A 20,846-nucleotide genomic window follows, 5' to 3' on the forward strand; every position below is an offset into this window, starting at 1 on the left:
CTGAATAGCTCATGCATGCTTGATGACGCGTTGAATCGACCTGATTATTCCCGCTAAGACCTTTGCCTCAGCAGTCTTATACGAGACTTGAAATCAGTCTCACTCCTGGTCTATAGAAAGATAGGTAAGTCGAACTCGTATCTCACGAATATAATTTATGACACATCATTGGTCCTATGTCTAGACTTATATGATTAGTGGTAGCCAGGACGCCGTGGAATAGACCCTCCTATTGCCCGATCGTTGTATGTTTAGCTTCCTTGTTCCCACATACCCCCCCCCCATGAGCTGGAGTGGTATTAGCAAATGCTGCGTACCTGTGTAAAATGCAGTTACGCAGGATTATAAAGTTAGTGCTAGACAGCTTTTATGATGGGTACAACAGCCATTGGACGCAGCATGGACCGATGAGGAAGTGCAGCTTGAGCACAAGTAAACGGGTTTTTCAATAAATTCGCGTTACCGTTCGAGGTATTAGCGAATATTGAATCTGAGGATATTAATTCTTTTACTGATAACAACAGCAATAGCCTTTCCACACTCTATTTGATCTCGCCTGAATCTTATTCATAGTCTCTTAGTTAGTCTCATAATATAGTAACGAGAGTAACTCTCTGATGACTTAGCCGCAACTCCTTGGCAGTTTGAGCTTTTCTCCTATAGAGACATTTCTGCCCAGTTATTGCATTTGTTGTTTGAAGTAAGCCGAACGCAGCCAAAAGATTCTCCATGCCAACCTACTAAGTATCAATTGGTTCTCACTAATAGACTAATCTTGAGCCACTAATTAGACTATCGAGACTAATCTGGTTTCTCGCGGTAGAGCTCTTTAAGCAATTGATATGCTTCATTAAGCCTTCTCATTGCCTCTGTTGAACCTCCTGCGTCCGGGTGGATGGTTATGGCCTGTAATTTGTAGGCCTCTCGAATGGTAGAAAGTGTCATTGGTGCACCTGCAAGAGATGGCAGTTTGAGAAGTTTGAGTGCTCCATGTAGTGTCATTGTTGATTCAAGTGTTTGGAAAGAGGTGACCTGACGACTCCGTTTAAAGCGATTGACAAATCTGCGGATCAGTGTGGGCATTCTCTCTGAAAGGCTCTTGCAGGCAAACGGATCTTCCAAAATTCCAGCAACCACCATCACAAGCTCAAAGGTCGCCGGTTTCACCTGCCAACTTGAACAGAGTTCCGTCATCAGTCGATTTGCGGCACTCCATGTGAACGGCCGTCCATCAGTGCCATCGACATGAAGCCATATGTCCCTCGCCAACCAGATCATTGCAGCTTCAACGACTGTCTCCCCTGGTGGATTGCCATAAAGTGAAATCCAGTGTCGATTTGCGGCATTAAGACTTTGAATCACATCAGTCTCAGCAACTGTTGTAACTAAGGGCAAGTCCCTCGAATTGTTGCCTGGTTTGTTGTTGCCAAGACTTTCTCGAAGATTATCCGTTTGTTTACGCACAAAGCCTGGCAAATCTATCCCAACTGAATGTGTTGTCTTAACTTCATGACTACTCTTTATTTTGTCTTCCTCTGGCTTTAAGCCAGGTTCACCTCTAGCATTCGATCCCTGCCCTATCAATACCAGTGCTTTTGTCTCATTGTATTCGGGCGGTAAAGATCTAGACAATGATCCACTATCATCGATTTCGAGTGGATTTTGTTCATTTATTTCAAATAAATCTCCAGCCTCTTGATCATCTCGATCATTCTCTTGAGGGGTAAACAGTTCTTCAAGTAAACGTGCTAAAAGATCCCCTCGTGCTCTTAACCCCCATTCCCTTTTAAGTTCATCAAGTCTTGCGATTAGATGATTTGGTAGTTCAACGGTAATCCGTCGCCTCGAATTGTCTTCGGACGCTTTCACTTGAACCCGAACAACTGTAGGTAGCCTATTGGTTTTGCAATTGATGCAACCATTGCTGTTGTGCCTTTATGGCTTCGGTGTAGTGTTTTCCAAGGCTCGAATTGACTCTTTGCGTATTGATAATTGCTAATGGCATAGCATTATTTCTACTAGGACTGGAAATGAGTATTGGTGGCTTGCTGACCGGAGAATTGTGGTTATTGGATTCATTCGCTAATAGTTGCTTTTTGTTTGTGCTCGATTTGTAAGTATCATGATGTCTTTGTTTCTTCGAATTCCTACTCGTTTCAACGGTTTTCGCTTTCACTATAGGCTTAGGAGTTAATGGTTTGGCATGGTAATTCTTACTTACTGTCACTGGTAGCTTGGCTTGGCTTACTTTTTCTTGCTTTTGCATAACCTTATTATACTGTGCAACTGGAACAACACTAAGTAGGTGTCCAGGTGTACTATCTGCAGGATAGACTAAACTAATAGTAACAGGATTATCCTTTTTTGTTGTCAGTTCTAGGTCTGATATAGGAAGACTTTGCCCTGAGCGTAGTCCTACATGAACTTCTTTATATTTATTCTCAGTTTCGATTCCGATTGAACCACGAAATGCTGTGAATGGTTTCTTTTTGCCTGTTGCTGCAGGGTGGCTTAAAACTAATTGATGAGCGCCTGAGCCCTTTAGATTAAGGGTGATATCAAAACGTACACCGTAAGTTCCTACATTATTTACGGCAGAATCAATCATACGAGTTCCCAGAGGGTTGACCTGGATCTCTCTGGTCCCAAAATGATGTTTACGAGTACTGGTAAGAGGTACATGAAGAGCACCATTCTTAAGGTCATGATTTAGTTTAGCGGTATAGTGATCACCAATTGCTACTCCTGCTACACGCGAAAAAACCTTGCCCGTTTCAATTTCACTAATTCTATTAAGATAAGTACGTCCGGGCGCCAATCGCCCGGAATTAAGAATATCTATCAGATTCTTTTCTGATGTTGGCCCCTCTGCAGCAACCACCGCTAATTGAAAAGGTCCGTTGCTAGTCCCACTAAGCAGTCCGTTGGCAATACCTCTTGCAGGTATTTGTGTTGTGAATACAAGTTTTTGAGTGTGAGGTGGAATGACAATATTATCTACTAATTTTCTGTCCAATTTACCTCTCAGCATCTGTACAGCTGTTGCATCCCCCGGACCTGTATTCCATGGACGAGGACCCAGGGGCTTTACACCCATAAGTTTATTCGAATGGTAAGGAGCCTCAAAACTGTTTTTAACTGAACCTCGATCAAATTTAAGTTCGATTGATGAATCTGTTGGATTGTTTGCTATTGCTGCAATAGTAAGCAATCCACGTTGTCGGATGTTGCCAAGTTTACGGATGTCGCGAGGATAATACTTATGATGAATATGAATCCCGAACTTACCGTCAAAGGTAAATTTTGCATTTCTTATTTGTTGACCTGTACGGACGACTACTGCTGAACCTGGAGCTGTATTAACGAGTATCCCTGAGCCAACAACTGTCTCAGGCTGGTTGGAGTGGAGAACGGGAACTTTATTAAAGCTTCCATTGAGAGGACGTGCTGACTGTCCAGCCATTAAGGGCACGGACGACCAGGAAGGTTTTGCGAGAGCAATCTCACAGGCAAGAGTTGAGAGACTTAATGAGACTAGTAATGAGATCTTTAGTGTCACCTTTGAAACCGATGGATTTGTTACGTTGAGGAGCGAGCGCCTAGAGCAACTCGGGCAATTCAAACCTAGTCAGACCAGCCAATACCGCCAAGAAAGACAAAATACGCACTCTTGGCAGAATTTCGCGAAGATTCACCCACCTGTTGGAACGGCATGTTCTCTCCCTTTTGTCTCCCCTCAAATGTTGACTCGGCAGACCGTCGACGTCACTATCAGAATAGGAAGCTTGAAATGCTTCTTTTCCTGCGTGATGGTCTAGAGCGTCGGCTGTCTGCAGTGAAAGCCGCTATAGAGACCTTGGAGCAACAGATCCAGAGGGATCAAAAGCCTGCTTCCTGAGAGGGCAAACAGCGTCAGGAGCCAACTCAGCGCAATCAACAGCGAGTCGCCGAAGGGCTCGCTTTACACGTCTTTGTACGGTCATACAGCTGATCCCCAGGTAACTGGCTGTACTGCGAAGGCTTTCTCCTCTGAGGACTACGTGATCAACCACCGCATACTCTTGGCAATCGAGCTTCTCTAGAGCATTCATAAGCATTCGATTGCGTTCCTTGTCGGCCAGTTCACTCCACTGATCTTTACCAGCTGTTATGAACTGATGATCGAGTGGGTACCAGCGTCCTTTCTGCTTGTAGCTCACTATGGCTGTCCTATCGACAGCACTGAGCTTTTCAAAAAAACTGGCACTGTCCATCAAGGTTGAATCTCTGAGAAGTGTCTGAGCTCGCTCCTCTACTCGCCTAGGTATTTTGACTGGCCCCAGGCTGTCCCTGAGGTAGTGAAGGATTGCACCGCGTATATGCGGTTTTGCAAAGGCAGCAAATGGTACTGACTTGCTACTTTGAAAAAATTGTGCTGCTCGGATAAGGCCCAACATCCCGACCTGAGTGAGGTCCTCTTTGTCCTGTCCAGTTCGAAAAGCGTAGTGAAGCGCTATTGGCCTAACGAGTTGCAGATGTTCTTCGATCTGCTTATTTCGACGTTTGATTTTTTCATTCATGATTTGAATCGGAAGTAAAAAGCGGTCGTTTAGAGATCGCCTGTACCTCTAGCGATCCATGTAATTGCCCTGCAGCACAACCGTAAAATCACGGAATCGTTTTGACCACGCCTTCCAGCAAGGCCTCAGGCCCATGACGATTAAGCCAGGCCAGATCAGATGTTTCTGTGGATAGAAGGTAACCGGCAAATCCAAGAGCATTAATGCTGAAGCCTGCGATTCCATCTCGACTTCGAAGAATCAGTGCGATCCATTCCTTAGTGAGCAGCAAATTGTATGGTTGTCTTGGATGTTGATTCTCTTTCGGATTACCAAGTCCAATCTGCTCGCAAAGCGTTAGATAAGCTTGATAATGAATTTCAGATTCATAATTCTGTGCTCTAGCTGTTGCAGCGCAGCATTGAGTGAGTGGACAGCTTTTCTTGGGTGATGCCTTCAATAATGATTGAAACCACTCCTGTCGAGGACAACTGCGATCATCATCGCTTCGTCTTAGAAATTGCAAGTGTCTGTGAGGTTGGCTAGCTCCAGCCGCTGGAGAACTATTAAAAAACCAAAGCCCCTTGGTATCCTGATCAACACTTAGTAGTGCCTCCCAGTCATGACAACTAAGCCAACCATGCTGAGGAGCCCATTCACGTGTGATCAACAACATGTGACCCTTTTGCACAGGATATTTGTTGAGAATTAGCACATGTCTCATGCCAATTTGACTAACCTCCAACCTTGGGTCCCAAGGCAAAAACGGGTTGGGTTTGGGACCTCTGGCTACGAGATGAGATGGCGGTGGTCCTTTTAGCTTGCGCAGTTCAAAGGGTTCTCCTTGTCGTGCAGGAATTTTGCTGAGCTCGGTGCTGAGAGGTACCAGAGCACCATTTAATTGTGCTGCAGTGCTGCGTACAAGCGCCTGATCCCAGTAATGCTCAATTGCCACGGCTCTGTAGTTTGACTAAGGAAGCACCTGTGTAATACCTAGCAAGAATTTCATTGAACTTCAAACCACGACGTGCCAATTGCTGGGCCCCATGCTGGCTCATGCTCGCTCCTAGGTGGCCATGAGCTTGCAAACTGATATCTGCCGTTGACGCATAAAGGCTTTCAACAATTCCTCCCTTGTAACGAAGAACAATTCCCTTGGTGGCTTGAGTTGCTTGCGTAGAGCGTGATGTTTGGCTTGAAATCCCTCGATATGCCTGCCAACGTGTGGTGTCACCCAGATGGAAATCCTTGTTCGCAGGTCTTGCGATATGGGCAAGCGCATAAGAACGTGCAGCAACAGCCTGGGCTTTAAGTGCCTCGATATTCCAAAGACTGGGCATTTCAGCACCAACAACAGAAGCGACATAATCCTCAAGCGAGAGTTGGTTAATTGCAATCCAGCCATTGCCACGGTTAACTAAATAAACTTTAGATCTATAAGCCTGATTGTTAACATGGATGCCGCTACTGTCTGTGGCAACACATTTGACATCAGCAATCTGCTTCTTATTTATCTTCAACATGTTATTGAGAGTATACTCATTAATCATCCTCCCTGAGTGAAATTTACAAAAACCTGAATCCTTTAATTTGATTTGTATTGGTGGACTTTGACTAATCAGACCAACCCTTAACTCCAAAGACAATGAATTGACATCCTGAGAGGATTGAGAAGCAAAATACGGTGTTGGTTGCGACGAAACGGTCTTTGCATTCGTTGAAACTGATTTATCATCTCGTATTGGCTTTCCACCCTCAAGAAGGAGCTGCATAAGTTGATTTCTTGCTTTTGTTTGATGGAAGCCATTGATTGAGATTAGAAGGATATTAACGATAGCTACGATTAGCCCACAAGCTAGTATGGCTTGTGAAAAATACAGAAAACTATGAGCTTGCAGTTTCACAGAAAGTTTTAAATTAAAACCTTAGAGGTTTCCCCTGATTCGTGCATACTAAATAAATTTATAAGATAATTTTACAGTTGAAAGCCCCACTGTCAATCTTTTTGAGAGTTTGATTAATGGAACTGCAAATAAAGCTATGGACAAAGTCTGACAATTGACTCAAAAGTTCCATAAGCTTTAGGATTAGAGAAAAGTGCTCGATTACAATGATATTCTAATTTAACTGTCTACCAACTCTTTCTCTTTTCGACACATTCCATGCTATAGATATGTTAGAGATTGTTTCAGATTAAGATAAGAATGTATCTTTTCGAAAATGGATCTTGTAAAGTAAATGCTTTACAAGATCCATTAAATATTTACCATAGCTCGGAAGTTTGACAGCTTCAGCGAATATCTAGTGTCGCCTTCTTCAAGGCCAAATAAAGAATAGCTGTAATATAAGGACTTGTGATTACGGGCCAATACCTATTTCTAAAATTTATAAATAAGCAATATTTTAGTACTTGTCACGAAGGGAAGTCTATGCCTGTCGTCGACCTGATTATATTTAGTGTAATTTATAAGGTAAGCTATTGTTAGTAGTTTTTACTATTGTTGGTAACTTTATTGCATATCCTTGCAAAGAAATACTTTCCTTATGCAGCGCTTGTCTTGGAAGTCATTTTATTTATGAAAGCTTGGTGGAGGCCTTAGTCAAAGCTTTTAACTCGATCTAAAGCCCAAGCCGAATACATAAGCCAGATAAACCAGATCCAAATTGGTTCTTTACAGAATTTTTTCCGGATTAGTTATACGTGTTTAACCCATGCATTCAGTACAAGATCAGAACCATGGCTATCAAGGATGCCGCCAATGGTCATCGATGCGCCGCTAACGCCTTCACAAGCGTTTCAATAGGCCCTCTGTGGGGAATTTGCCGGACCACCCCTCGAATAGCCTCCCTAGAGGCTCCCACGGCCACTCTTGCTTAATGGCCATGAGGTGTTGCATTGATGTCGCAAGCGCAGCTCAAGCAACAAAAGCCAAAATGCGTCTGGATCCGATGTGACCAAGCTTCACCAAATATTCTTTGGCAATCACAGTCAGAAAGACTTCTCTCTCGTCGTAATCAATTGCTATCACTGACTTCATTGAGCTATCGCTCCTCTTTTTGAGCATAGGAGTCTGCCGAAGTACTGGCACATTTTTCTTCGAGATGGTTGACGGATGACGGGGGGCAGGCGTTAAAGGTCAATCAGATATGCCTCCTCAATGGATTGGGAGTTCACAGAAGACGCCGCCTTCCTTGCTCTTTGCGATGCCTTTCGCGAAAGCGGTGAATCGTCGGCTATCGAGTTCCTCGCTAATGGGGAGGGTGCTTTTCACTTCCATGAACTGACCCAAAACGCTGCGGGAGAAGGACTGGACCTCAGCGACGCAGGTTCTCTAGACGATTTTCAACAGGAAGTGATCGATACAATGGAGGCGCTTTGCCAGGATTAGATCAGATAAAAGGCTCTCTTTTCATGGGACATGAGTTTGTCCTGAAAATGAACAGCAAGATTCAATTTACAAGTCGCTGAATAAAAACTTGAATTTTAGGCACTGAAATATCTAGCCTTACTGTGAAGAGTCACCAGAGCGGTTGTGCTCTGCTCTGGATGTAGCTGATCATTTGGATCCATTGTCAATCCGATTGAGTCGGCTTTTAACCACTTCAATTGTTGGCGAGAATCGCCAACGTTTGGGCAGGCAGGATAGCCGAATGAAAACCGACTACCTCTGTACCGCTGTGCAAGAACATCTTGCAAAGTTTTAGGCTCGTCTGAATTAAAACCACACTCACAACGTATTCGAGAATGCGTCCATTCTGCGAGAGCTTCAGCCAGTTGAACTGAAAGTCCATGAAAAAAGAGATAGTCTGTATATTCATCTGATTCAAATAACTTCTGCGCAAAAATACTCGCTTTCTCGCCCATTGTTACTGCTTGCATAGGTAAAATATCCTTAGGCGATCCCCCTTCCAGGTCTCTATAGAAATCTGCAATACAATATCTATTGCCACTTTTTTGTCGTGGAAGATTAAACTGGCCTAGTAGACTGTTGCCTTCGTTATTGAAGACTAAAAGATCATTATCTTTCCGACCACATGGGAAATACCCATATGCGACTCCAGGGTGTAAAAGTGACTCGTTACGAATTCTTTGGAGCCAATGCTGCAATATTGGTTCTATTTCATCATTGATATACTGATCATATTGCTCACGAGATTGATCCTTTCTCTTACGTATTTGCCATTGTCCTGAAAATAAAGCGTTTCGGTCTAGATATTGAATGATCTCATCAAGTGGAATTTTATCTAATTTCAGATGTTTTGAACCAAGGAATGGAGGAGTTACTGCGTCTTCTTGGGTAACTTTTTCAGAACGATTAGTATTAACTGGTAAATTAATATGTTGGATGTTCTTTTCGTTTTCCTCTTGAGGCTGTTCGTCTTTATTAGATGGAGGAGAATCAGATTCAGTAGATTGACCTCCTAGAGTCAAGCCATCAGGAGTGCCGTCAAGAAAACCTCTACAATCATCCCAACGATCATTAGAAAGAGCCTTTACATAGGCATCCATAAACCTTAAATCTGTAAATGCATCCTTGCCATAAATAAGCTTCCCTTTATAGACTTCACTGCAATCGTGGTTTACAAATCTAGGGGTCAGAGCAGCACCACCTAATATCACTGGAACGGAAATACCAGAATCATTAAATTCCTGAAGATTATTCTTCATGAATGCTGTTGACTTTACTAATAGTCCACTCATCGCAATACAATCTGCCTGATGTGTCTTTTGAGCATTTATAATTGAAGCCGCGTCCTGTTTAATCCCTAAGTTAATCACTTCATAACCATTATTTGTTAAAATAATATCTACTAGATTTTTGCCAATATCATGTACATCGCCTTTTACTGTAGCAATTAGGAATTTTGCTTTCGATGCGTTGTCTCCTTCTGATTTCTCCATATACGGTTCAAGGTAAGCAACGGCTGCCTTCATCGTTTGAGCTGATTGAAGAACAAAGGGGAGTTGCATTTTTCCTGAACCGAAAAGCTCTCCAACAACCTTCATTCCATCAAGCAGAAATGTATTGACAAGTTGTAGAGGCTTGTAAGATTCCAAACCTTCATCGAGGGCTTCATTCAATCCAATTCTCTCTCCATCAATAATGTGCTGTTTGAGTCGATCTTCAACAGGCAAATCAGCCAATGAAGGGCCTGAAGCGCGTGCTTCCTTGGCACTAACCCCCTCAAATAGACTCGTTAGTTTTGTTAATGGATCGTAGATACAGATGTCGTTTTCAAAGCGTCTTTGGTCATTTATTAAATCACGACATATCCTTTGTTGTTCATCACTTACTTTGTTGAGAGGTAAAATTTTTGCTGGTGAAACTATAGCTGCATCCATTCCAGCATCAGTACAGTCATGAAGAAATACCGAGTTGAGAGTAATCCTGGCAGCTGGAGATAATCCGAAGCTTACATTAGAGACACCGAGAACAACATGTACACCCTCTAGCTCTTCACGAATAATTCGTATTGCTTCTATTGTCTCAATGCCATTTCGTCTATCCTCTTCGATACCAGTTGAAATTGGCAGAGCCAGTGGATCATAGAATATTTCATGAGCAGGTATGCCATATTTAGTTGCATCAAGATAAGCCCGTTTTGCAATCGCGACCTTCTGCATCGCTGTTCTTGCCATACCATTCTCATCGATGGTGCCAATGACTAATCCAGCACCATATTTTTTGGCCAGATCTAAAACCTTGAAGAAACGTTCCTCTCCATCCTCGTAGTTTGTGGAATTAAGTATACATTTACCACCTGAAACCTTCAGCCCTGCCTCCATTTTCTGCCATTCTGTTGAATCGAGCATCAATGGAAGATTGATGTTAGTGACAAGACGGCTAACAAGTTGATTCATATCTTTCTCACCATCACGCCCAACGTAGTCGACATTAACATCAAGAACATGGGCATTCTCTTTAAGCTGCCCTCGTGCAAGACCAACAAGACCATCCCAGTCTTCACTATTCAATAGCTCTCTAACTTTCTTTGAACCACTTGCATTTAAACGTTCGCCAATGATCAAGAACGAATTGTCTTGGTGATAGGGAGTAATTCCATAAATTGAAGCAGCTGATGGTTCATAACCAAAGAGCTGACGTTGGTGTTCGTTTTTACCTTGTCGACATGGTCTTTCAGCAGCACGCATCTCTTTTGCAAGTTCTGCCAAAGCAGAAGTGTGTTCTGGAGTCGTACCGCAGCAACCCCCTATGACTTGAACACCAAGATCCTCTACAAAATGCATGAGTTGCATTTTTAGTTCCAGTGGCTTTAATCTGTAATGAGCAACTCCGCCAATATTTTCCGGCAACCCTGCATTTGGAATGCAACTAATTGTAAAAGGTGAATGTTCTGACAGATAACGTATATGTTCCTTCATTTGTTCGGGACCAGTTGCACAATTAAGACCAAGAATATCAATAGGGAATGGTTCTAAAATTGTCACAACAGAAGCGATGTCTGAACCCAAAAGCATCGTTCCTGTGGTTTCCATTGTCACTGAAACCATGATAGGGCGACGTTCACCAGCTTTTAAGAATGCAGATTCGATTCCTTGCAACGCTGCCTTGATTTGTAAGACGTCCTGACAAGTCTCAACAATGAAAAGGTCAACATCACCTGCTAATAGTCCTTCTGCTTGTTCTTGGAAGGAGTCACGCATCGTGTCAAATGCGATATGTCCAAGTGTGGGCAACTTTGTTGTTGGTCCGATGGATCCTGCGACAAAACGAGGTTGATCTTTTGTGCTGTATTGAGCTGCCATTGATTTTGCTAACTGTGCAGCTTGTCTATTTAGTTCAAAAGCCTGGTCTTCTAATCCGTATTCCGCAAGAACAATGGAAGCTGCACCAAAGGAATTCGTCTCAATGACATCGCAACCTGATTCAAGAAATTGGCGATGGACCTCCCTCACTGCATCTGGTCGAGTAATGACAAGATTCTCATTACAGCCTTCTAGTAATGCACCACCAAAATCATCAGCACTGAGATCCTGTTTTTGCAGGGATGTACCCGTGGCACCATCAAAAACAAGAACAGGACGTTCTGACGAGTGGAGGCGAGCCAAAAAAGCTGATTCTGGTCTGGTGATATCCAATGGGCCTGCTGTCATCCTGTCTCTCATGCTTTGAAGCGATCCTAGATAGCCCCTTACTGATAGACCGGTTGGTCTTCTCAAGAATCAGTCTTTAGTCATACAAATACGTGTTATCCAGTGCTCATAATCCTTATCACGTCCTTGAGTTATCTCCAATAGACGGTCTCGAAGAGCATTCATAATCGGTCGTTCTGTAGCCAACATGGTTGATTCAAGCTGACGTATTGGCGTGATTTTTGCAGCTGTTCCCGTAAGGAACACCTCATCAGCAATAAATAGTTCCGTTTTGTCCACAGGGCGTTCGATCACAGATAAGCCCATCACACGTGCCAGTTCAAGGACACTTGATCGCGTGATCCCTTCCAAAATGTCTTGATCAACCCCGGGGGTAATCAACTGACCATCCCTGACCAGGAATAGGTTCATGCCACTTGCTTCACTAATCTTGCCTCTGCTATTGAGCAACAATGCTTCATCGAATCCACTTAAGACCGCTTCCGTTTTTGCGAGAGAGCTTGTGATGTAAGCACCACTGATTTTGCCTCGTAGCGGCAGTGAGCGATCCTCTTGGCGCGTAAAACTACTGATCCGGCAGCTCACGCCTTCTGGAGAGAGGTAGTCTCCAAGTTCGAGACCATAGATAAGGAAGTCAGTTTCAATATTGTGGAGTCGAGGGGCAATGCCTAGATCACTGGTGTAGACGAATGGTCGCAGGTAAATGGGAGTGGTTGGTCGATTCGCCTGCAACATTGCCTCAAGCGCTGACAGAATTCTTGTCTCGCTGAGTTCCGTCAGCAACAATCGAGCACTTTGACTGAGTCTTTTGGCATGACGGTCTGCCCTAAAGAGCAACATGGTGTTGCTGTTTTGGGGATCAGGTATGGCACGCATGCCTCCGAAAGCGCCTGTGCCGTAGTGCAAAGCATGTGTGGCGACAGAAATCTTGGCCTCTTCGAATGGAACACAAGCTCCCTGGAACCAGGCATAAGGCAGGAACTGATGCATTACTTGGATAGGGCCCTAATGGCCAAATCTTCTCATTACCTCGTCTCACACGTGCCATTTTCCATCAAAGAATGAGCCAATGCATCGATTAGCAAGCCTGCCAGGTGAAGGAACAGCCGAGGAGGTGCTCCTCGTTGAACAACCACAGGCACAAATCCTTCTACTGACAAGTGCGAAAACAGATATTTCCACTCTTGCCTCTGTTCTTGAAGTTCCATCACAGCAGGCGTGGAAGGGCCGTATTCGCGCGCTACCTCTCGCCGCTCTTTCCCATCCAGCTCAGGTTGATCACTATCTCGCTACGACGGCAGCAAAAGCCCAGCTCATCGTTGTGCGCCTTCTTGGTGGTCGGGGTCACTGGAGCTATGGGCTTGAACAACTCGGGATTTGGCAACAACGAGCCTCGTCTCGTCAATTGCTGATTCTTTCTGGCACTACTGATTTGGATTTTGAGCTTCATTCCCTCGGGAGCCACCCCATCCCATTGGCTGATCGGCTCGCTCAGCTGATGCGTGAAGGTGGTGTGGACAACATGGTGATGTTTCTGGGAGTCATTGAGCAACTTCTCGTTGGCACTCCCATCGATCTTGATCACATCGTGTTGAAAGCGATGGTTGACCCTTCACCTTGGGATTGGCGACATGAAGATGGACCCAAGGTGGGAGTTGTGCTGTATCGCGCCCTTTCTCAGGCCGGAGATCTTGCCTTTCCAAAAGCCCTTAATACGCAACTTCGTGCACAAGGGTTAGTCCCGCGTGCTCTCTGGGTCAGCAGCCTTAGAGATCCTGCCGTTCAGCAGGGCGTCAAACACCTGCTTAAGCAACAGAACGTCGCTGCAGTGATGACGACCACCTCCTTTGCATCGGTGCAGTTTCAAGAAGCTGGGCTTGGTTCAGATCTATGGGAGGCCTTGGATGTACCGGTTGTACAGGTACTCAGCAGCGGTCGCTCCCGCAACGAATGGATCAACAGCAGTAGAGGGTTAGACCCTCTAGATCTTTCATTGCAAGTCGTTCTTCCAGAACTAGATGGGCGGATCACTTCTCGACCTGGTGCTTTTCGTTCAACTGTGCAGGCGAATGCCTCACTCGCAACAGCTGTACAGGTTATGGAGCCTGATGATGACGGACTGGCATGGGCAATCACTCATGTAAAGGCCTGGATTCAGCTTCAACAATCTCAGCCCAAGCAACGACGCATCAGTCTTGTTCTGGCCAATTACCCCGTCCGCGATGGGCGTCTGGCTAATGGCGTAGGGCTGGATACTCCTGCAAGCACAGCGTCCATTTTGGGGTGGTTGCAAGAGAGCGGACATGACCTTGGTTGCAATCCGATTCCTGCAGATGGCCAGGATTTGATGAAACATCTACTCAGATCGCGTACCAATGATCCAGAAAGCCAAAACCGACAACCTCTGTCTTATCTCTCACTTTCACAGTATTTGAAGTGGTGGAAAACCCTGCCAGTAGAAGCATGTGAGCCGATTGTTAAACGTTGGGGGTTACCTGAACAAGCTGAGGATCTTGAAGCCGATGGTTTTGCTATCCATGGCATCCTTTTTGGAAAGGTCGTGGTCATGATTCAGCCGAGTCGTGGCTACGACAGCAATGAAATCGCTGACCTTCATTCACCCGATCTACCACCACCTCATCGATACCTCGCTCAATATCTATGGATGCGAGAGGTACATGCAACCAATCTGTTGATACACGTTGGTAAACATGGAAGTGCTGAATGGTTACCAGGTAAAGGTGTAGGTCTTAGTCAATCCTGCTATCCAAATCTAGCTCTTGGAGCAGTACCACATGCTTATCCGTTCATCGTTAATGACCCTGGAGAAGGATCTCAAGCCAAGCGCCGTGGAGCTGCTGTGATCATCGATCACCTCACACCACCCCTTGGTCGAGCCGGACTTCATGGAGACTTACTTAGGCTTGAGTCTTTGTTGGATGAATATGTCGAGGCCACACAGTTGGGGGCTAAACGAGTGCAGAAACTTGAGGAAGAATTGTTGAATCTTTTACGCTTAAATAATTTTCCTGGGCTGCCTGAGGTATTCGATAACTCAGAAAGTTACCGTGATTTACTGATCACAAGTTTTGATCAAGCTGAGGCCTATCTTTGTGAACTTAAGGAGTCTCAAATTCGCACAGGGTTGCATCGCTTTGGTCAGGCACCATCTGATAACTGTGCTGTTGAACTTCTTCTGGCAATAGCTCGGTCACCTTCTTCGGATCAGCCAGGACTTACACAGGCCATCGCAAAGCACCTCGAATTGAACTGTGATCCCTGGTGTGATGAAGAAGGTGAGTTGCTTTCTAGCCATGATACCAAAATTTTAATCAGCTTTGGCCTTGATAATGCTCGAAGAACAGGCGATGCAGTGGCCTGGATCGAAGAACAAGCTTTGATGTTTTTAAATGTTCTTCTAGACAAAAAACAGATTGAAAAGAGGAAGGGCAATGATCAACTATCACTTGTAAAGCCACTACGAGATTGGCTCAAGTCTTCTAAAAATGATCCACTACTTTCACGAATCAAACATGACCTCTGGCCTCGGCTTATCACTAGCCCGAGGAAAGAACATGAAGCACTCCTAAAGGCTGTTTCTGGACGCCGTATAGCAAGTGGCCCTTCTGGAGCTCCAACTCGTGGTCGCCCAGAAGTTCTTCCTACTGGCCGAAATTTTTATTCAGTGGATCTACGTGGACTACCTACAGAAGCAGCTTGGGACCTGGGGCAGCGAAGTGCAGAACAGTTGTTGGACTTACATCTACTTGATCATGGTGAGCCACTAACTCATCTTGCGCTTTCTGTATGGGGAACAGCAACCATGCGCAATGGCGGCGAGGACATCGCGCAACTGATGGCATTGATCGGTGTTCGACCTGTTTGGGATGGTCCCAGTCGGCGAATGATTGATCTAGAGGTCATCCCCTTAAGCCTTCTTGGACGTCCAAGGGTTGATGTTGTACTAAGGATCTCAGGTCTCTTTCGTGATGCTTTCCCCCAACTTGTGAGTTGGGTGTATCAGGCTCAACAACTCATTTCAAATCTAGAAGAAGATGACAAATTCAATCCCTTGGCAGCAACGACGCGCCAGCACGGACCTCAAGGCAGAATCTATGGCTCTGCTCCAGGGGCATATGGCGCGGGGCTTCAAGCATTAATTGACTCTGGCTCTTGGGAAGATCGTTCTGATCTTGGCGAGGCCTATTTGAGCTGGAGCCAATGGCGATATGACGGTGCATCTAATCCAAGCCTTGATCGAGAGGGGCTTGAGCGCAGCTTGCAGGATGTGCAGGTCGTGCTTCACAACCAAGACAACCGCGAGCATGATCTCCTCGATTCAGATGATTACTACCAATTTCACGGTGGATTAGCAACTGCTGTGGAAGTGATCTCAGGGCAACGTCCTGAACTTTGGTTCGGAGATCATTCTCGACGAGAGCGTCCAAGGCTAAGTCGACTTGAACGAGAAATCGACAAAGTCGTACGTAGCAGATTGTTGAATCCACGCTGGATCGATGGTATGAAACAACATGGATATAAGGGAGCATTTGAAATGGGTGCAAGCTTGGATTATCTCTTCGCTTATGATGCAACGACTGATCGTATTCCAGATTGGTGTTATAGCGCTCTATGTGAGCAATGGTTAGAAGAAAAAGATATTCAAGATTTCCTCCAAGAAAATAACCCATGGGTTCTTAGAGATATGGCCGAACGCTTACTTGAAGCCGCAAACCGTGGCATGTGGAAATCAGCATCGCTCGACAAGATAGCAATACTAAAACAACTTGTTTACACCAGTGAGGCTCAGATTGAATCAAAGCCCGACGATTTTTTGCCGATTAAATAATCGCCCATCAATATTGATCATACACATTTCTCTAAACACAAATATTTGATACGAATCACGCCTCACATTTTCTCTTTATTAACAATTATCAAGAGCATAGAGAATAGTTGGTCAAGAGATTATGTGATCAAGGGATTAATTGATGAGCCAATGGAAAATGACATGCTTGTCTCTTCGCCAATTGGCTCACTGTTAAGACTATAGTTATTTCAAATACTGGATAAGTATTGCATCCAACTGACAAAGGATTAAGGTAGTAATCAACGAACTAAATGATTTTTAATTCTAGGCTAGGCATCCATTAGGAAATGAAACCTATCTTTTGTAATGCTATAGACTAGGCCCTGAATTATATTTCAATGTTAGGTTGTCTCGTGAATGCTAAGCTGATTCCATCAAGTAGAACCCCCTTATTGCCAGATTTATAAGCATGTTTCAGGGTTTCATTCTATTACAAGCACCTGTCCTAAAGATGTAAAAAAGCCATTAACTGGTCAATTTGTAAGCTTAATCTTAAAATCATAGTCATACTAATGAGCAGGAATGGATTTAGCGTCCGCTGAGGTCAAATCCATGTGTATCAGTTCCACATGTACGCATTAGCCCAAGACCCTGCAACTGATGATCGATTTCTTCACATATGAATGGTGTTGGATGCCAATTGGTCTGAAAGTCGTAGTCATACCATGCTTCACCAGCATCGAAGCCAAGTTCAGCGGCTGCTTCTATAAGCAGAGTATGCCGCACGCGGTATCGAGCTGGATGGGCTAGCACTGCCAATCCTCCTGCCTCATGAATCGCCTCTTTTACAGCTTTAGCCTGTAATGATCCCCCAGTGGCAGAGTTATTTTGGCAATAGATGTGAAGAGCACGATGCCCAACCTCAAAGCCAAGAGCCAGGACATGGACAAGACAACCTTTCAACAAGCAACTGATTTCTAAACCACTCCAAAGTCTTGGAACCGGTAATCCTTGATCACCTCGCCTAGCAAGCCATTCCTTCATGGGATGATGGGCCTGAGTGCTGTGGTGATCTGTGACCGCTATATGTTGCAAACCCCTTTCGCTTGCTTGCGCAATTAAAAGCTCTGGCTCAAGGCTGCCATCACTGCAAATAGTATGACAGTGAAAATTCATAGTATTTGGACAACTCTCAGAACTAACACCCAAGAGGATTTCCCTTAGAGGATGAGAAACATCAGCCATTATTTAGCGGGCTTTCTAATTGTCGACTAAGCCTTAATCGTCTCCATCGCGCATAAAACTGAATTGATGCCGCCATAAACAGCACAAGGCCAACGATCAACCAAGTAGCTGCACCTGTTGGAAACTGGTTTTTGAAGACAACCAGCATCACTACTAGCACTAAGAATAAAGTTGGAAGTTCATTTAGGGCACGAAGCTGACGGCCGCTCCAGCTGCATTCCCCGCGATTCAACTGACCCATTAGCCGATAGCAGAAAATGTGGTAGGCGATTAGCGCAGCCACCAAAGCAAGCTTTGCTTGCATCCAAGTTTGATTGAGCCAACTCGGTTGAGTGATCAGCAATCCAACAGCCATGGAAACGGCAAGAATCATCCCGGGAGTGGTGATGATATTTGCCAATCGACGCTCCATCAGCGTGTATTGCTCTTCAAATGCTTTTTTGACAGTTGGTTCCAATTCAGCTGCTTCCACGTGATAGATAAACAAGCGCACAAGATAAAAAAGGCCCGCGAACCAAACCACAACCCCAACAATGTGGAGAGTTTTGAACCACAGGTATGCCTCGGGCGGAAAGGTCATGGATAACTATCAGCAATCTGCTGAGATGAGGTAGTAATGAGAATTAAAAAAAGTGATCCGTCTTGATCAGGCAACCTCCTCCAACGCCTTATCGGCTTCAGGGTGGAAATAGGTCCAAACCTGAAAGGCAAGTGCTGGTCCAAGCCCTGGTGCCTGACTAATTTGCTGGACGCTAGCCAACTGAATAGCATCAATGGATTGAAAGTGTGCAAGAAGGTCACGAACACGCCTAGGCCCAAGTCCAGGGATGTCTGTAAGCCGCGATCTGTTCATTCTTACCCCTCTTTGTTGGCGGTGATAACTCACGGCAAAGCGATGTGCTTCATCCCGAAGCCGCCTTAAAAGGACGACACCCAACTGATCAGGATCAGAATCCAATGGTTTTCTTTGTCCAGGTACAAAGATCTGTTCATGTTTCTTAGCCAATGAACAAACGACGAGATCCTCATGAAGGTCAAGCTCGCGTAATGCTTCCATGACTGATGAAAGCTGACCCTTACCGCCATCAATCATCACCACATCAGGCCAATCATTGAGACCATCTGTCTGCAAGGTGCTGCCACTGCAGCGCTGCAGGTTTTCAAAATCTGATCCTTCTTGCTTCACCCTTGCCCAACGACGAAAGCGACGGCGCATAATCTCAGCCATCGCCATGAAGTCATCGCTATGGCCAGATTTGATACTACTACTTTTAATTTTATACTTTCGGTAATGCTGTTTAGCGGGTAGCCCATCGATAAATACAACCTGTGATGCAACAGCATCACTTCCTTGGATATGACTAATGTCATATCCTTCGATTCTTCTTGGCAGTGTCGTGAGTTCAAGCAACTGGGCAAGATCCTCTGTTGCCAATTCCTGTTGTTGCTGCCCACTCTTCGCACGAGATAATTCAAATACTGCATTGCGTTCAACAAGTTCTATCAACTCTGCTTTTGCTTGGCGTTGAGGACAACTGATTTGAACACGCCGACCGCGTTGCTCACTGAGCCAATCAATTAGTAATTCTTGCTGAGGTAATGAGTATTGAACAAGAACTTCTGGCGGGACTTCTACAGCATCTACTTGACTGTAATGTTCTTCGATAACTCGCTGAAGTACACTTCCAAGAGTTTGATCGACTGCATCAGCAGTAAAGCCAAGACGATTAACAAGTTTACCTGCACGCATCTGAAAAAGCTGAACTGCCGCAACCCTATGATCGCTTGCAATAGCAAGTACATCTCGGCTTACGCTTGAATCTGGTAAGCTCATCTTCTGTTCTTCTGTAAGTTGTTCTAACCCTTTAATCTGATCCCTTATGTTAGCGGCTGACTCATAGTCCAATCGATCTGAATAACGTTCCATTTGCCTCTCAAGCAAAACCTTAAGCTCTTGATTCCTGCCCTGAAAAACCATCGCAACTTTGCGAAGAACATGATGATAATCCTTTGGTGTGATCTTCTGCTGGCATACGCCAGGGCAACGTCCAATTGAATAGTTAAGGCAGGTACGATCCTGGTGCAATGGCCGTGGTCGTTGTCTCAGCGGGAACGAACGTTTGACAAGAAATAAGGTTCTACGCAATAGTCCTACATCTACATATGGGCCATAGAAGCGATCATTCTTATTTCGGAAACGTCGCCTCCTTGTGATAAAGATACGTGGATACTCCTCGCTCCATGTAATGCAAATATAGGGATATTTTTTGTCGTCTTTTAACAACACATTGAAATGTGGCTGTTGATTCTTTATCAGGTTAGATTCCAGAACTAAGGATTCAGCCTCGCTATCAGTTACGATAAATTCAATCTCAACAATTTGTCGCACCATCAATCGAATACGAGGCCCATGATCACTGCTACTTCGGAAATAACTTCTTACTCGATTTCGTAAACATTTTGATTTACCCACATATAACAACCTGTCTTCTCCATCACGCATGAGATAACAACCAGGTTCAGCTGGAATCTCCTTAAGCCTTTGCTCAAGTCTTTTTTCATCCTTTAGAAGGATGGTGCGCTGAGAAGCGTTGGTCAAATTATTTTCAACCGCCGTATGACCAACCCGTTGAAGCGAGGTTAAGCGCATCCCCATCCTGATTTAGATGGGCTGATCTCACTTCTCCGACGAAAACAGTGTGATCACCATGGACGACCTGGCCCACAAGTTCACACTCAACTCCACCAATAGCATCCTCTAGCAGGGGTAGACCCAATTCGCCATAACGAAAGGGGGCTGACTCAAAGCGGCCTCCCATCGCCGACTGAGGCTTAAAGAAAACTGCCGCAAGTTCTTTCTGATCAGCCCGAAGCACATTGAGCGAGAAATGCTTGGTTCGCTCGATGATTCCATGACTGCTTCCTTCTGATCGAACTGCCATAACAACAAGAGGTGGTTCGAACGACCCTTGAGTCACCCAACTTGCTGTAAAGCCATTGATTTCATCACCTTCACGGACTCCACAAATAAAAAGACCATGGGGGATTTTGCGAAGCAAAACCTTTTTCGCTTCTAGATCCAGTGCCATTGAGAATCTCATCAGATCTACCAACTCTAAGCAGCACCTCACTGCAT

General features: G+C 44.8%; 13 protein-coding genes. 2 read left to right on the forward strand and 11 right to left on the reverse strand.

Annotated elements, in window-relative coordinates; all coding sequences use genetic code 11:
- Positions 1 to 801: 801 nt before the first annotated feature.
- From SIB74_RS05110 to SIB74_RS05130, 5 genes are all read right to left on the reverse strand, one after another.
- Positions 802 to 1,869 (reverse strand): J domain-containing protein, encoded by a 1,068-nt coding sequence (locus SIB74_RS05110; protein ID WP_063395903.1) that lies wholly within the window; start codon positions 1,867 to 1,869, stop codon positions 802 to 804.
- 25 nt (positions 1,870 to 1,894) lie between these two features.
- Positions 1,895 to 3,463, reverse strand: coding sequence for a DUF3370 domain-containing protein (locus SIB74_RS05115; protein ID WP_231906070.1), 1,569 nt, complete (start codon positions 3,461 to 3,463; stop codon positions 1,895 to 1,897).
- 382 nt (positions 3,464 to 3,845) lie between these two features.
- Entirely contained in the window at positions 3,846 to 4,559 is a 714-nt protein-coding gene (locus SIB74_RS05120) for a sigma-70 family RNA polymerase sigma factor (protein ID WP_063395901.1), read from the reverse strand.
- Positions 4,560 to 4,647: 88 nt separating this feature from the next.
- Positions 4,648 to 5,493, reverse strand: coding sequence for an ATP adenylyltransferase (locus SIB74_RS05125; protein ID WP_063395900.1), 846 nt, complete (start codon positions 5,491 to 5,493; stop codon positions 4,648 to 4,650).
- The gene (locus SIB74_RS05130) at positions 5,483 to 6,442 is read right to left on the reverse strand and encodes a SpoIID/LytB domain-containing protein (protein ID WP_231906069.1); all 960 of its coding nucleotides are present in this window, start codon (positions 6,440 to 6,442) and stop codon (positions 5,483 to 5,485) included. Before SIB74_RS05130 ends, SIB74_RS05125 begins: the two co-directional genes overlap by 11 nt.
- Positions 6,443 to 7,696: 1,254 nt before the next feature.
- Between SIB74_RS05130 and SIB74_RS05135 the strand changes: the two genes are divergently transcribed.
- Positions 7,697 to 7,927, forward strand: a complete 231-nt coding sequence (locus tag SIB74_RS05135) for a hypothetical protein (protein ID WP_413681793.1) — start codon at positions 7,697 to 7,699, stop codon at positions 7,925 to 7,927.
- 95 nt (positions 7,928 to 8,022) lie between these two features.
- On the opposite strand, the gene metH is transcribed toward SIB74_RS05135, so the two are convergent.
- Together metH and SIB74_RS05145 are read right to left on the reverse strand one after the other, a co-directional pair.
- Positions 8,023 to 11,667, reverse strand: coding sequence for a methionine synthase (metH, locus tag SIB74_RS05140; RefSeq protein ID WP_063395898.1), 3,645 nt, complete (start codon positions 11,665 to 11,667; stop codon positions 8,023 to 8,025).
- A 57-nt stretch (positions 11,668 to 11,724) separates the two neighbouring features.
- Positions 11,725 to 12,645, reverse strand: a complete 921-nt coding sequence (locus tag SIB74_RS05145; protein WP_063395897.1) for a branched-chain amino acid transaminase — start codon at positions 12,643 to 12,645, stop codon at positions 11,725 to 11,727.
- 79 nt (positions 12,646 to 12,724) lie between these two features.
- On the opposite strand from SIB74_RS05145, the gene cobN reads away from it, so the two are divergent.
- Positions 12,725 to 16,504 (forward strand): cobaltochelatase subunit CobN, encoded by a 3,780-nt coding sequence (cobN, locus tag SIB74_RS05150; RefSeq protein WP_063395896.1) that lies wholly within the window; start codon positions 12,725 to 12,727, stop codon positions 16,502 to 16,504.
- A 549-nt stretch (positions 16,505 to 17,053) separates the two neighbouring features.
- Here cobN and SIB74_RS05155 read toward each other — a convergent pair.
- The 4 genes from SIB74_RS05155 to SIB74_RS05170 form a co-directional block, all read right to left on the reverse strand.
- The gene (locus SIB74_RS05155) at positions 17,054 to 17,710 is read right to left on the reverse strand and encodes a PHP domain-containing protein (RefSeq protein ID WP_011826131.1); all 657 of its coding nucleotides are present in this window, start codon (positions 17,708 to 17,710) and stop codon (positions 17,054 to 17,056) included.
- Positions 17,703 to 18,290, reverse strand: a complete 588-nt coding sequence (gene hemJ, locus SIB74_RS05160; protein WP_011826132.1) for a protoporphyrinogen oxidase HemJ — start codon at positions 18,288 to 18,290, stop codon at positions 17,703 to 17,705. Before hemJ ends, SIB74_RS05155 begins: the two co-directional genes overlap by 8 nt.
- A gap of 66 nt (positions 18,291 to 18,356) precedes the next feature.
- On the reverse strand, positions 18,357 to 20,360 hold the full coding sequence (gene uvrC, locus SIB74_RS05165; RefSeq protein ID WP_063395895.1) for an excinuclease ABC subunit UvrC: 2,004 nt from the start codon (positions 20,358 to 20,360) through the stop codon (positions 18,357 to 18,359).
- On the reverse strand, positions 20,317 to 20,799 hold the full coding sequence (locus SIB74_RS05170; protein WP_041374810.1) for a flavin reductase family protein: 483 nt from the start codon (positions 20,797 to 20,799) through the stop codon (positions 20,317 to 20,319). Before SIB74_RS05170 ends, uvrC begins: the two co-directional genes overlap by 44 nt.
- Between the last annotated feature and the right edge of the window lie 47 nt (positions 20,800 to 20,846).

This window comes from Prochlorococcus sp. MIT 1306, assembly GCF_047304515.1.
GTDB classification, from domain to species: Bacteria; Cyanobacteriota; Cyanobacteriia; order PCC-6307; family Cyanobiaceae; genus Prochlorococcus; species Prochlorococcus marinus_D.